Genomic DNA, 12,613 nt, shown 5'->3' with positions numbered 1-12,613 from the left:
GCCTTTAGTATCTTTACATAAAATACACCCCAATGGAAAGTAAACTGATGTCTAAAAAGAAACCCTCATTTCCCGTAAATGAAAAGCTACTAGCTTATTTAGACAATTACGGAAGGACTACTAAGGTTTCTATTTCTTATGAAGATCTTTTACGCTTTTCTGGTGGTATTACTGTTTATGATAAGGAAGATAATGACACGCTATGGATACGCGTGTACTACCCCGAGTTTGAACAAAATGAAATTGAATACAATCTCAAAAGTATATATACCCAACTGCACTCTGATGGTAATGAAAACATCTTTGACTACTTAAAAATAGCCGGCATAGACTACTGTACATTTGGAAACTCTAAGCCTTTTCGCATCAAAGTTTTAAATGTGTACAATAATAACTACGTATACTTTTATGTAAAACAGGCAGACGCGAGTAGAATTTATGGACTAGAACTAGAGCACATACTTTCTCCTAACAGAATTAATTTTTTAGTTTATAAAAATACTCTCATTGAAGAGCATATTGCTGGTATTCCTGGTGACGAATTTATCAATGAACACCTTAAAGATTGTGATGACTTAGGACTTGCACAAATAGCAAAGGAGTTTGTAAAGTTTAATGAAAGCTGTATGATTACCCTATTAGGCGACATGAGATCCTACAATTTTGTAATTATACCTACACACGATTTTGATTTAGTACGCTACAAAATACGCGCGATAGATTTTGACCAGCAGTGTTATGAAGGTAACTTTAAAGTATACCAACCAGCAATTTTTAAAGAAAATATAAAACTTGTACGGCTAGTTGCAAAACGTCTAGATAACCGCTCAATAGAACAATATCGCAATGAGGAAAGAGCTTTACTAGCAAAGCGAATCATAAATGGCAAAAAACGCCTCACGAGATTACTAAGAGTAATGGCAACTGATAATATCTCACCACGCGACCATGTAAAACAATTGAGAGCAGATATTTATGATTTTACAAACGATATGAAATTTAGACGTGCAGCAAATATGGGAGCAATACTTAGAGCAGCCTTAGAATTTGTAAAACGCAATTACGAGGATATCAGCTTGAAGAGACTCATAAAGGATATATAACGCCCTATAATTTTAAAACATAAAAAAAAGCGTAGCACACAGTGCTACGCTTTTTTTGTATAAGAAGTAGTTATTACTATTTCTGTTCTTTATTAAAGTACACTAAGTAATAGTACATCTGTTTTTCTTCATCCCATCCTTTTTCAACAAACTTCTCTGCGCTTTCTCCATTGATAAAATCTAATTTTATCTGAATATTAGTATCAAGATTTATAACACTCTTGATCTTCTTACGCTGTGCTGTTACCGCTTTGTTGCTTATAGAAAAATCGGTAAGATCCTCTATTTTATATTTTGGAGATTGCTCAGTTTTATAGTTTCTAAACTCAGGTATCAAATCTGGATTTTCAATCACCTCATTCATAAAAGCAGACTCGTCAAACGTATCGTTCTTTGCAAAGTGATTAACCGCACGGTTCATAAAAAGGACTTCTTCCTTCTTATCCTCTGCAGGTAAAACAACGTCTTTTGCAAAGTCTTGACAGAACTTCAAGTACTTTTTAGTGTAGAAAGTCTCATCTTCAAAAATCTCTACGCCTAAGAAATTTTCTAGCCAGTACTTTGTATCATAGCGGTTAGAATCTATAGAGAGCACTTTATAACCTTCTTCTTCTTTATGGTTAAAAATCAAACACCCTTTGTCTAGTTTATTAAGATTAATCCCTTGCTCAAGAATCATCTGTAGGTTTGTCCCGCTTTCGCGAAACTGTAAGAAATCCTGTTTAAGTTCGCTCTTAAAGATTCCTATCGCATCTGTTTTAATATTATCAATCTGCACACCATCTAAGTGTACGATGTATAATTCTCCTGGCTTGATATGCGGGTGATCACTTTGTGCATAAAGATGCTTTGCGATATCTTCAGAAAGTAAGTGTGTACCACTTGGATTATCAAAGATTTTCTTAGCTAGACTAAAGAGCGTGTTAAACTCTATATCTTGCTCATGGAAGAATTTATAATAATTCTCCTCTTTCTCACGAAAAGGCTTAAAGAAAAACTCCTTAATAAGTGGTGTAAGTTCGTCACTTAATGGATATGGATCTTGAGATACAAAAAGCCCTTCTGCTTTACCTTTATTTCCAATACGGTGAATGGAAAGTGATTCTATCTGGGCACTGTATAAGTTTATCATTTGTAGGTATAGGTTGTTAGTTATGAGCTTGCGATAGCTGGCTCAAGATAATACGTAAAATTTAAAGCAGACTAGTTCCAGTTTTCATCAAAACTAAGATTGTCAAAATCGTCGATGTTATAGTCATCATTAAACTCATCATCATCGTCGTCCTCTGCTCCTAGCTCCTGATCTTCCATTTCAAACTCTGGTGCTTGATCTGGCACTTGCCCTTGCACAAACATCAGGTTAGGATATGTCATTCCATCTTCTGGTTCTGTAATTTCAGCCAGTTCTACTAGAAAACGCCACATATTTAAAAAGTCATATACATAGATAAGACGCGTCTGGTGTTCTCCTAAAAGACCATCCAGCGAAGTCTCATTCATAATACGTAGCTGGCTCTCACCTTCTCCCATATCAAATTGTGCAAACTCCTCTCCTTGCATCCATGTATCATCACTTAAGTAAAAAGCGGCAACCTCTGCCCCATCAAATCCAAAAGACTGATTTATAGCATTATGTAAATCTTCTAAGGTATCTGTTGCTTCAATTTCAAGATCGCGAAAAACGTCTTCTTCTGTGTCTAGAATTGCTCTAAAACGGTAAATCATTGTAAAAATTTTAAGATGGTAAAGATAATTGGTTTTAAACAACTACGCAGGAGAGACTACTTCCCTTTTTGGGAAACTTTCTAACAATACGTAGAATTGTGCGCCAAATAATAATGACGATATCACTAAGTGTAAAGGCTGTGTACCAAATGGGAAATCTATATAATACATAGCAATCCCAGTTACTACCTCAAGCCCTATAAAAATAAGCACCCAGTTGAGCAACCTAGTATGACCTAAGACTAAACTTCTGTTACGCCAGAAAATATAAAGGTTGAGGAGCGTGACAAGTATAGAAAAAGATCTATGCACATAAAACCATATGGTCGCAGGGTTAAGCCATAATTCTTTTGCTTCATAGCCTACTTCGGCAACGCGCTCGTCTACATATTGACGCACTTGGGTTCCTAACGCTATTTGGACAAGTGTCAATAGACTAGCAATAATAATTAGATTTTTAAAACGTGGGTCGTAGGTACGCTTTCGCGAAAGCGTATCCTGCATACCCTCCTTTATTTGAGATTTATACCATAAAAACAGTAATAGGGCTACAATAAATAACGCCGCAATCATGTGAATGGTAATCTTTACTGGAAGTAAATTTGAGTCTACCACTTGCTTACCTAGCCATGCTTGAAAAAGCATGAGAGGTAACACCATAAACGTGGCAAAGATGAGCCATTTATTACCTTTCCAATACCAGAAAGCTAGGATAACCATGAGTAACATAGGGATTCCTGCAAGTGCAGTCACGAGTCTATTTATATACTCAATCCACGTATGCCATACATTAAAACTAGCGTAATCATGTTTATCATAGGTTTCCCAGTTGGCTTCATTATAAGAATCTCCAGAAGTAAAATCTGTAGGAGCAATACGCAATGATTCCTCCAGTATGATTACTTGTCCATCTTCATACAGATGGTTAGGCTCCCATCGTAGCTCACTCTCCTCTGTAGGCGGTACTAAATATCCAAAACATTGCGGCCAGTCTGGACATCCCATTCCACTTCCCGTCATACGTACCACCGCTCCAGCAATGATAATTAAGTATAAAAATATAATGGATATTTTAAGGAGACGTCTGTACCACATAAATGCTCTTTTTACGAAGTGCAAAAATACAAAACAACCCTATTTTAAATCTTGTTTGGTGTTCAAAATACTTGAAAATTGAGACTACTTTTAATATTCATTTTCTGGTCTTATTTACACTTTAACTAAAAGCTTTTGCCTCTTCTACAACCTTCTATCCATTTCTCTTAAGCCCTATATAGCAGCGACCTAGGTCGTTAATCGTGAGTAATTATGATTATATCGAAAAAACTCAATTTTGAATTACTGACTTACAGTCAATTACTATTTTTACTACTGGTTAACCCAAATCTATTGCTATGAAATTTATCACAACAGCTCTTTTAGGTGCTTTATTACTTTGTTCTATCCCCTCTTTTGGACAGGTAGGAATAAATACTACGTCACCTGCTAGTACTCTTGATATTACAGCTAGTAACGAAGCCCTCCCAAGTAACACAGATGGAATTTTAATCCCGAGAGTACAAGCTTTTCCTGTTATAGATCCTACAGCAGACCAAGATGGTATTCTAGTCTTTTTAAATACTACAGACGGCACAGATAATCGTGGGTTTTATTACTGGGATCACTCGCAAACTAGGTGGGTGGGTTTTGCAGATGAGTGGAGAGATGGTATGAACGCATCTGGAGATGATTTAATTTTTGCATCTCAAGCCAGCACTACAGGCACACAAATCGTAATCACCGATGATGGTCGTATAGGTTTTGGGACAGAAGATCCTATAGAGCGTTTTGAGTTTAGAGGCCCTGGAGATAATGATTTTCAAATTACAAGTGCAAATTCAAATCCGCCTAACGTAATTGTTTATAACTCAGGAGGTACACTAGATGCACCAACGGCATTACCTTTAGATCAAGAAGTAGGTTCATTCATAGCAAAAACTCACGATAACAATGTTGTACAAGAAATAGGTGGTTTGAGATTTTATATGGACGATACAGGATCACCTGGAAGTGTACCTACACGTTTTGAATTAGATTTAGCATCAGAAACCAACACATCAAGAGAAAAACGTCTTATTGTAAAAAGTACAGGTAATACTGGACTTTCTGAAGCAAACCCTACTGCTACTTTACACATAAGACCTGGAACAACAGCTGCTCAATCTGCACCTATAAAGTTTAGTCAAGGTAATATCATGAATACACCAGAAGCTGGAGCTCTTGAGTATAGTGGAACTAATCTTTATTTTACGGATAATACTGGTACTCGCAACATAGTAAACGTAGGTAGAAGTATTGATTCACCAAGTATAACTGAAACAGTTAATCCACAAAGCACTTTTGATTCCGGAGATATTACTGTTACGGGTGCTAGAGTAGGAATGACTTGTAATTGCACACCTCAAACACTACCTTCAATAGGATTAATGTGGAACTGCTTTATTACAGGAGATGACACCGTAAGAATACGAATAGCAAATGTAACTAATGCTGCGATTGATACAGATGGTTTGATTTTTACAGTAAAGACTATTAAATAATTCGATACAAACTCAAGCTGCTATTACAGTTTGAGAACGACGTAATAAAAGAGCTAAACACATTGTGTTTAGCTCTTTTATTTGGTAAGGTTTTTTGAGGTGGATGAAAGTTGGCAACAGTCTCCTCAGCGCATAAGATGTTGATAACTTTGAAAGTAAAAGACTATTTAAGAATTAATTGTATGTTGTATTAAAAGAAACAATTAGAATGAGGGAAATTTACAGCCTCAACCGTGAAATGCCAAATTTACCTTTTACAATGTCTTGTTGTCAAATATTATGAAACTTCACTTAAATTTCCGAAATTGTAATATAAATTGAACAATTATGGCAACAGTTGATAAAATACGTAGTAAACTGATTGACAAAATTTTGTCTATCCAGAATAAAGACTTTTTGGTAGCGCTGGATAATATAATTTCTTCCAGCTCAGCAGAAAATAATATTGTAGAGTTAACTGATGAACAAAAAGAAATGCTTGAAATGAGCGAAGCTGACATAAAGTACGGACGATTGATTTCACAGGAAGCAATGGATAAACGGAATCTTGAATGGCTAAACGAAATGTAAGATGGACTAGTACAGCCGATATTCAATATGTTGGAATACTTGAATATTGGGTAAAACATAACAAATCTGCGATATACTCAAAAAAGCTTATTCAAACTGTAGCTAAACGAACAACTCTAATTGCGGAAACACCTTTTATATATAAAGAAGCTCCCTTCAAAGAAACAAGAGTATCGTCGATTGGAAACTTTAGTATTTTTTATAAAGTGACCGATAAGGAAATATTAATTACCGCATTTTGGGATAATAGGCAAAATCCAAAAAGATTATTACAAATTTTAAAAGATAAAAATTAGCATAAGATAACTTAAGTCTCGATTCTCCATATAATTGAGAAATACGGATGTTGCATCCTAAAAACTTCCATATACATTTAGATAATCCTTCAACGGATTTTTACTAACCCGGGAAATACCCCACAAACCAAAAAAACCTGCTATCACTAGCAGGTTTTTTTTGTATCATTCTAATGTCTTTTAGATATGTATCGGGCGATCTTCGGTTGCGGCTAGTGCTGCTTCCTTTACAGCTTCTGCATACGTAGGGTGTGCGTGGCTCATGCGTGCAATATCTTCTGCACTTGCACGGAATTCCATTGCGGTTACACCTTCAGCAATTAAGTCTGCTACACGAGCTCCTACCATGTGTACTCCTAGTACTTCATCTGTTTCCTTGTCTGCAAGGATTTTTACAAATCCATCGGTATCACCACTTGCGCGGCTACGTCCTAGTGCACGCATAGGGAACTGCCCAGACTTGTAGGCTACACCAGCTTCTTTAAGTTGCTCCTCAGTTTTACCTACAGAGGCAACTTCTGGCCATGTGTATACAACACCTGGAATTAAGTTATAATCAATGTGAGGTTTTTGACCTGCCATGATTTCGGCAACGAGTGTTCCTTCTTCCTCTGCTTTGTGAGCAAGCATTGCTCCTTTAATCACGTCACCTATTGCATAAATGTTTGACACATTAGTCTGCAAGTGCTCGTTTACCTCAACTTTTCCTCTCTCATCTGTCTTTATACCTACAGCATCAAGATTAAGACCATCTGTATAAGCACGACGACCTACGGCTACAAGCACGTAATCTGCCTTAAACTCAACTTCTTGTCCTTTCTTATCTGTGGCTTTTACAGTTACTTCATCTCCATTTCTCTCCACAGCAGTAACACCGTGAGAAAGTGCAAATTTCATTTTTTGCTTCTTGAAGACTTTAAGTAGTTCTTTACTTTGCGCGCCATCCATAGTTGGGATAATGCGATCCATATACTCGACTACTGTTACTTCTGCGCCTAGACGCTTATATACTTGACCAAGCTCAAGACCTATTACTCCTCCACCTATTACAACTAGATGTTTAGGTACTTCTGGAAGTTTTAACGCCTCTGTAGAAGTAATGATACGTTCTTTATCTAGCGTGATAAAAGGTAATGTACTAGGCTTAGAACCTGTGGCAATAATGGTGTTTTTTGCCTCAATAGTTTCGTTCTTTTCACCAGCGATATTGATGTGTGTAGCATCTTTAAAAGAACCTACACCTTGATAAACGTCTATGTTATTTTTACCCATCAAGAACTCGATACCCTTTGTAGTAGTATCTACAACTCCTTGCTTGCGAGAAATCATTTTCTCTAGGTTAAATTTTACATCACCTACTTCGATACCGTGCTCTTCAAAGTGCTTGATAGCATCTTCATAGTGGTGTGATGAGTCTAGAAGCGCCTTAGAAGGGATACACCCTACGTTAAGACATGTTCCTCCTAGTGTACTATATTTCTCTATAATTGCAGTTTTCATTCCTAGTTGTGCACAGCGTATTGCTGCAACATATCCTCCAGGACCAGAGCCTATAACGGCTACATCGTATGAACTCATAATTTATTTTTAAAAGTTATTCAAAGATACAAATATGAGCAGTAGTTTAAAACATAAACAAGACTCCTTTTTTGTATAAAATCATCATAATATCCAGTACTAATTTTCCATAAAAAAAGCCCTCTAGTGAGGGCTTTAAAATTTTCGCGAAAGCGAAAAATTATCACTTACATTGCTCCCCATTCTTTTAGAGAGTCCATGTTCATCTTAATGTAATCTTGATTATTTGCCTCCTTTGCTCCTTCTAGAGATGCTTGTGCAGCTTTGATAGCGCCTTTCTTGTTGCCTACTTTTGCAAGTAATAAAGACTGCTGGCGTAATTGCCAGAACTTAGGTTCTTTGTTCATCGCCATTGCTTTCTCCATGTAGGTGTTTGCTTTTTCTAGAGATTGCCCAGTGCTAGAAAGATATACTGCTGCTGCATAATAATCGCCCATTGCTGGTCCAGCCATAATCTTATCAATTTGCGCCATTACAGTCTCGTTTGCTGGTACGTTAAAAGGTACTGCAACATACGTTTTATCCCACTGCATAGTTAAGTGTGCACCATCATTATTAATATGGTTGATTCCCATAGTAAATGACTCTGCTGCCATATTTGTAGTCTGTACTTTTGCTGTAACAGTCGCTGCTACTTTACTATCATCCCAAGTTGCTGGAGTTCCCCAGTTGCTAGTATCTGTATAAAAATATACTTCCCACGCATCTTGCATAGGCTTTGTGTATACTGCATAAGAACCTGCTTTAAGTTCCTTCCCTCCTACTGTTACTGGAGTAGAAAAACTTACCGTAGTATTTGCATTTGCTCCTGTACGCCACATTGCTCCATAAGGCACAAGATCGCCCATAATAGTACGTCCTTTCATTGCTGGACGTGAGTATTCTAATGTCACATCTGTAAGACCTACTACTTGCATCACTTTAGCCGCTGGGCTTGGTGCTGGTGTGTCAATTTGCGCATTAACGCCCGCTGTCATGAGCCCCAAGAAGGCTACAAAAAGTAATTTTTTCATTGTTGTTGTTTTTTTAGTTAAGGTGATTTTTACGCTTTCGCGAAAATATCTTTCACAAAAATAAGGCGTTCTTAAAGGGCAAATGTTAACAAAATCTTAATATCAGCGCATTCTCTTAAATGGCTTGATGCTGTTTCTTTCTGTAAACATTACCGATTGTCTGCGCTTACTCTATATACATTTACTTAATCTGCTCTTTCCTTAAGCTATTCTCAAGACAGATTCCCATAACTCAATACAACTTTATTTTAATTTTTGTTTAACCTTTAGTCACTTGTTATTAAACATTTTGATTGTATTTTTAAACTCTCAATAAAGCGACTATGAAAATCTATCAAATACATACCAAGCAAAATGTTCCTATCACGGTGGAAGAAGCTTGGAATTTCTTATCAAATGCACGTAACCTAGGTACTATCACGCCATCATATATGAATTTCAACATTCTATCTGGTGCCGATAGACCAGTGTATGCGGGACAGCTTATACAATATACGGTGACTCCTATTTCTAATATTAAAATGAAATGGGTGACAGAAATTATAAGTGTAAAGGAAGGAGAATACTTTGTAGATGAGCAAAAGTATGGTCCATACGCATTGTGGCATCACAAACACTTTATCAAAGCAATTCCTGGTGGTGTAGAGATGGAAGATATTGTAGACTATGCGGTACCTGCAGGATTCTTAGGTAGACTTGCACATCCATATCTAGTACAACCTAAGCTTGATGAGATTTTTGAATATAGAAAGAAAGCGCTTGAAGAAAAATTTGGAGTGTACAAAGCTCCTTCAGATACTACCACAACCTTAAAACAAGATATAATCGCATAACTGCATCACCACAATAACAAATAACATTATGGGCAAAAACATACTTTTAATAGGAGGAAGTCACGGAATTGGTTTTGAAATAGCCAGCAAATTACACCACGATCACACAGTTTACGTAGCATCGCGTACTAATGAAAATCTAGGAAATCTTGATGTAAACTACATCGAGTACGACACAGAAAAAGACGAACTAGATTTGAGCCAGCTGCCAGATCATATCGATGGTTTTGTGTTCTGTCCTGGGACTATTAACCTTAAGCCTTTTAAAATGCTAAGCGTAGATACCTTTAGAGATGATATGGAACTCAACTTTTTGAGCATGATTAAAGTAGTTCACCAGATTATGGAGCACTTAAAAAAATCTAAGCAAGCGAGTTTAGTCTTCTTTAGTACTGTAGCGGTTAAGGTTGGTATGCCTTTCCACACCAGTGTAGCTGCGGCAAAAGGCGCTATCGAAGGTTTTGCAAAAGCACTAGCAGCAGAGTATGCTCCTAAACTAAGAGTAAATGTAATCGCACCATCACTTACAGATACTCCTCTTGCCAAAAGATTATTAAGTAATGACAAGAAAAAAGAAATGATGGATGCTCGTCACCCTCTTAAACGCGTAGGGACTAGCCAAGACATTGCAAACATTGCTGCCTTTTTATTAGGCGATGAGAGCTCTTGGATTACTGGGCAAGTGATTGGTGTAGACGGAGGAATGAGTACGCTTAACGTAAATTAAACCCCTACATTTAACAATTATGGATGGTGCGCTTTCGCGAAAGCGTGGAACTCATTATCACAGGGCTCAAAGATGCGATTAGTATCTTTGGGCTTTCTTATGCAACAACTATGAGCAGTAATAAAGTAAATATTTTTTGGTTTCGTCGTGATTTACGATTAGATGATAACGTAGGATTTCTAGAAGCACTTAAAGGTGACTTACCGGTGCTTCCTATCTTTATTTTTGACAAAGAAATTCTCGATAAATTACCAAAAGATGATGCCCGCGTGACGTTCATTTTTGAAACGCTTCAAAAAATGCGTAGCACCTTGCAGGACGAGCATGGTAGTTCGCTAGCCATGTATTACAATACGCCAGAAAAAGTTTTCAAGCAGCTCAGTAAAGATTATGAGATTGCTACGGTTTTTACAAATCGTGATTATGAGCCATATGCAAAGGAGAGAGATGAGGCGATTACATCATTGCTCATGGATAATGATATTGATTTTAAGACCTTCAAGGATCAGGTGATATTTGAAAAAGACGAGGTGGTTAAAGGTGATGGCGATCCATACGTAGTTTACACACCGTTTAAGAATAAGTGGAAAGAACATTTTGATGAAGACAAGGATCTCAAAATACACTACACCTCACAACACATTGATAATCTTATTGAGCATAGTCGATTGCCTAATCTGAGTTTATCAGACATGGGGTTTGAAAAATCTTCTATTGAGGTCCCTGAGTATGAAGTTACTCCTACCCTTATTCAAAATTATGAAGACACTCGCAACTTCCCTGCGCAAGATGGTACCTCACATTTAGGTCCGCATTTGCGTTTTGGAACCGTAAGTGTGCGCAAGATGATGAAAAAAGCTATTGCAGAAACCAACGAGATTTTCTGGAGCGAACTCATATGGCGGGAGTTTTTTATGCAAATTCTGTATCACTTTCCACATACAAAAGATGAAGCATTTAGATCAAAATACGACCGCATAGAATGGCGAAATAATGAAGACGAATTTGAAAAGTGGAAAAATGGCGAGACTGGTTATTTACTTGTAGATGCTGGTATGCGCGAACTCAACACTACGGGATATATGCACAATAGAGTGCGTATGCTGGTGGCGAGCTTTTTGTGTAAGCACTTACTTATAGACTGGAGATGGGGAGAAACTTATTTTGCCGAAAAGTTATTGGACTATGAGATGAGCTCAAATGTAGGAAACTGGCAGTGGGCAGCAGGTTCTGGGGTTGATGCAGCACCATACTTCCGCATTTTTAATCCCATAACGCAGGTGGATAAATTTGACAAGCAAAAAGAATACATCTCAAAGTGGATTCCAGAGCATGATACAGATAAGTATCCTGAGAAAATGGTGGACCACAAGGAAGCTAGAGAGCGTTGTCTAAAGAAGTATAAAGAAGCGGTGGCATAATTATAAAATATTAATAGGCCAACTTAAAAATAAATCCCAATTAACAGACTTGCACAACCAGAAGATATTGCAAAAGCAGTTCTTTTTATGGTAAGCGATGATTCAAAATGGGTGTCTAGCCAAGTGCTATACACAAATGGTGGTATCGTATAGTTTTCGCTTTCGCGAAAGCGTATTTGTTCAAGCGCCTTTTGAAGCGCTACGCTCTGTCTGCAAATTCATTGTATATTTAGGTCGAATAAATAAGACCAGATATTAAAGCAAGTCGCAATTCTTATAGCTATTTGAAGGTGTATTTGCTTTGTGTGATGGGCTGTTGTCATAAATTTGAAAAAATGTCAAATAAATGAAAGTACACGTTTTTTTAGGAGAGTTTGAAACTAGAAAAGATGCGACATCTTATACTGAATCATATTGGGAGACTGAACCTAATGAAGCTGTATCTGATAGAGATTATGAAATATGGGAAAATAGTAATCCAAAATGGAAAATGAAATCTGATTTAAACTGCTATTTGGATGGAGATTTTATTGAAACAATTACTGAGGGTGACAAATTTGAATATCTATGTGGAATGATACAAAACCCAAAGAATGTAAGACATTTAAAATCAGAACTAGACAAGAAAGCACTTATTTTAATATTTGAAAAGGCAATAGATAGTAACAAATCTAAATTAAAATCAACGGAGATTTTAGAGTATAAAGGAGTTTTTGAAAGTACTTTGTAATGGCTTCCTTAAAAAGCTTACACATAATTACAAATAAT

At 36.9% G+C, this 12,613-nt stretch carries 14 protein-coding genes; 9 read left to right on the top strand and 5 right to left on the bottom strand.

The features are described from left to right. Positions 1-32 precede the first annotated feature (32 nt). Entirely contained in the window at positions 33-1,103 is a 1,071-nt protein-coding gene (locus DCS32_RS12490; protein WP_108878576.1) for a hypothetical protein, read from the top strand. 76 nt (positions 1,104-1,179) lie between these two features. On the opposite strand, the gene DCS32_RS12485 is transcribed toward DCS32_RS12490, so the two are convergent. The 3 genes from DCS32_RS12485 to DCS32_RS12475 form a co-directional block, all read right to left on the bottom strand. Beyond that, on the bottom strand, positions 1,180-2,235 hold the full coding sequence (locus DCS32_RS12485) for a nucleoid-associated protein (RefSeq protein ID WP_108878575.1): 1,056 nt from the start codon (positions 2,233-2,235) through the stop codon (positions 1,180-1,182). A 71-nt stretch (positions 2,236-2,306) separates the two neighbouring features. After that, entirely contained in the window at positions 2,307-2,828 is a 522-nt protein-coding gene (locus tag DCS32_RS12480) for an IS1096 element passenger TnpR family protein (protein WP_108878574.1), read from the bottom strand. A 42-nt stretch (positions 2,829-2,870) separates the two neighbouring features. Then, positions 2,871-3,923, bottom strand: coding sequence for a COX15/CtaA family protein (locus tag DCS32_RS12475; protein ID WP_108878573.1), 1,053 nt, complete (start codon positions 3,921-3,923; stop codon positions 2,871-2,873). A 299-nt stretch (positions 3,924-4,222) separates the two neighbouring features. Here DCS32_RS12475 and DCS32_RS12470 point away from each other — a divergent pair, with 299 nt between their 5' ends. From DCS32_RS12470 to DCS32_RS12460, 3 genes are all read left to right on the top strand, one after another. Beyond that, positions 4,223-5,407, top strand: a complete 1,185-nt coding sequence (locus DCS32_RS12470; protein ID WP_108878572.1) for a hypothetical protein — start codon at positions 4,223-4,225, stop codon at positions 5,405-5,407. 327 nt (positions 5,408-5,734) lie between these two features. Next, entirely contained in the window at positions 5,735-5,977 is a 243-nt protein-coding gene (locus tag DCS32_RS12465) for a hypothetical protein (protein ID WP_108878571.1), read from the top strand. Then, a complete protein-coding gene (locus tag DCS32_RS12460) occupies positions 5,959-6,273 on the top strand; it encodes a type II toxin-antitoxin system RelE/ParE family toxin (protein WP_108878570.1) in 315 nt (104 codons plus the stop codon). Before DCS32_RS12465 ends, DCS32_RS12460 begins: the two co-directional genes overlap by 19 nt. A gap of 180 nt (positions 6,274-6,453) precedes the next feature. Here the strand turns inward: DCS32_RS12460 and lpdA are convergent, their stop codons facing one another. Together lpdA and DCS32_RS12450 are read right to left on the bottom strand one after the other, a co-directional pair. Next, positions 6,454-7,851 (bottom strand): dihydrolipoyl dehydrogenase, encoded by a 1,398-nt coding sequence (gene lpdA, locus DCS32_RS12455; RefSeq protein ID WP_108878569.1) that lies wholly within the window; start codon positions 7,849-7,851, stop codon positions 6,454-6,456. Between the two features lie 167 nt (positions 7,852-8,018). Then, on the bottom strand, positions 8,019-8,864 hold the full coding sequence (locus DCS32_RS12450; RefSeq protein ID WP_108878568.1) for a DUF2911 domain-containing protein: 846 nt from the start codon (positions 8,862-8,864) through the stop codon (positions 8,019-8,021). A 323-nt stretch (positions 8,865-9,187) separates the two neighbouring features. Here DCS32_RS12450 and DCS32_RS12445 point away from each other — a divergent pair, with 323 nt between their 5' ends. From DCS32_RS12445 to DCS32_RS12425, 5 genes are all read left to right on the top strand, one after another. Next, entirely contained in the window at positions 9,188-9,697 is a 510-nt protein-coding gene (locus DCS32_RS12445) for an SRPBCC family protein (protein ID WP_108878567.1), read from the top strand. A gap of 28 nt (positions 9,698-9,725) precedes the next feature. Further along, complete coding sequence (locus tag DCS32_RS12440; RefSeq protein ID WP_108878566.1) at positions 9,726-10,424, top strand: SDR family NAD(P)-dependent oxidoreductase; 699 nt, start codon at positions 9,726-9,728, stop codon at positions 10,422-10,424. A gap of 110 nt (positions 10,425-10,534) precedes the next feature. Then, the gene (locus DCS32_RS12435) at positions 10,535-11,845 is read left to right on the top strand and encodes a cryptochrome/photolyase family protein (RefSeq protein ID WP_108879290.1); all 1,311 of its coding nucleotides are present in this window, start codon (positions 10,535-10,537) and stop codon (positions 11,843-11,845) included. 87 nt (positions 11,846-11,932) lie between these two features. Beyond that, positions 11,933-11,998: a hypothetical protein gene (locus DCS32_RS16325; RefSeq protein ID WP_317047400.1), complete on the top strand. Its 66-nt coding sequence runs from the start codon at positions 11,933-11,935 to the stop codon at positions 11,996-11,998. Positions 11,999-12,191: 193 nt separating this feature from the next. Then, positions 12,192-12,575: a hypothetical protein gene (locus tag DCS32_RS12425; RefSeq protein WP_108878565.1), complete on the top strand. Its 384-nt coding sequence runs from the start codon at positions 12,192-12,194 to the stop codon at positions 12,573-12,575. Positions 12,576-12,613: the final 38 nt, after the last annotated feature.

It is taken from the genome of Dokdonia sp. Dokd-P16 (assembly GCF_003095655.1).
In the GTDB taxonomy this organism is placed as follows: domain Bacteria; phylum Bacteroidota; class Bacteroidia; order Flavobacteriales; family Flavobacteriaceae; genus Dokdonia.
This window is presented reverse-complemented; position numbering and strand designations above follow the sequence as displayed.

Bases quoted from the DNA above. Each gene is read 5' to 3' on its own strand.
- DCS32_RS12450 (WP_108878568.1), bottom strand. From the start codon at position 8,864: ATGAAAAAATTACTTTTTGTAGCCTTCTTGGGGCTCATGACAGCGGGC.
- DCS32_RS12490 (WP_108878576.1), top strand. From the start codon at position 33: ATGGAAAGTAAACTGATGTCTAAAAAGAAACCCTCATTTCCCGTAAAT.
- DCS32_RS12485 (WP_108878575.1), bottom strand. From the start codon at position 2,235: ATGATAAACTTATACAGTGCCCAGATAGAATCACTTTCCATTCACCGT.
- DCS32_RS12480 (WP_108878574.1), bottom strand. From the start codon at position 2,828: ATGATTTACCGTTTTAGAGCAATTCTAGACACAGAAGAAGACGTTTTT.
- DCS32_RS12465 (WP_108878571.1), top strand. From the start codon at position 5,735: ATGGCAACAGTTGATAAAATACGTAGTAAACTGATTGACAAAATTTTG.
- lpdA (WP_108878569.1), bottom strand. From the start codon at position 7,851: ATGAGTTCATACGATGTAGCCGTTATAGGCTCTGGTCCTGGAGGATAT.
- DCS32_RS12435 (WP_108879290.1), top strand. From the start codon at position 10,535: ATGAGCAGTAATAAAGTAAATATTTTTTGGTTTCGTCGTGATTTACGA.
- DCS32_RS12440 (WP_108878566.1), top strand. From the start codon at position 9,726: ATGGGCAAAAACATACTTTTAATAGGAGGAAGTCACGGAATTGGTTTT.
- DCS32_RS12425 (WP_108878565.1), top strand. From the start codon at position 12,192: ATGAAAGTACACGTTTTTTTAGGAGAGTTTGAAACTAGAAAAGATGCG.
- DCS32_RS12460 (WP_108878570.1), top strand. From the start codon at position 5,959: ATGGCTAAACGAAATGTAAGATGGACTAGTACAGCCGATATTCAATAT.
- DCS32_RS12475 (WP_108878573.1), bottom strand. From the start codon at position 3,923: ATGTGGTACAGACGTCTCCTTAAAATATCCATTATATTTTTATACTTA.
- DCS32_RS12470 (WP_108878572.1), top strand. From the start codon at position 4,223: ATGAAATTTATCACAACAGCTCTTTTAGGTGCTTTATTACTTTGTTCT.
- DCS32_RS12445 (WP_108878567.1), top strand. From the start codon at position 9,188: ATGAAAATCTATCAAATACATACCAAGCAAAATGTTCCTATCACGGTG.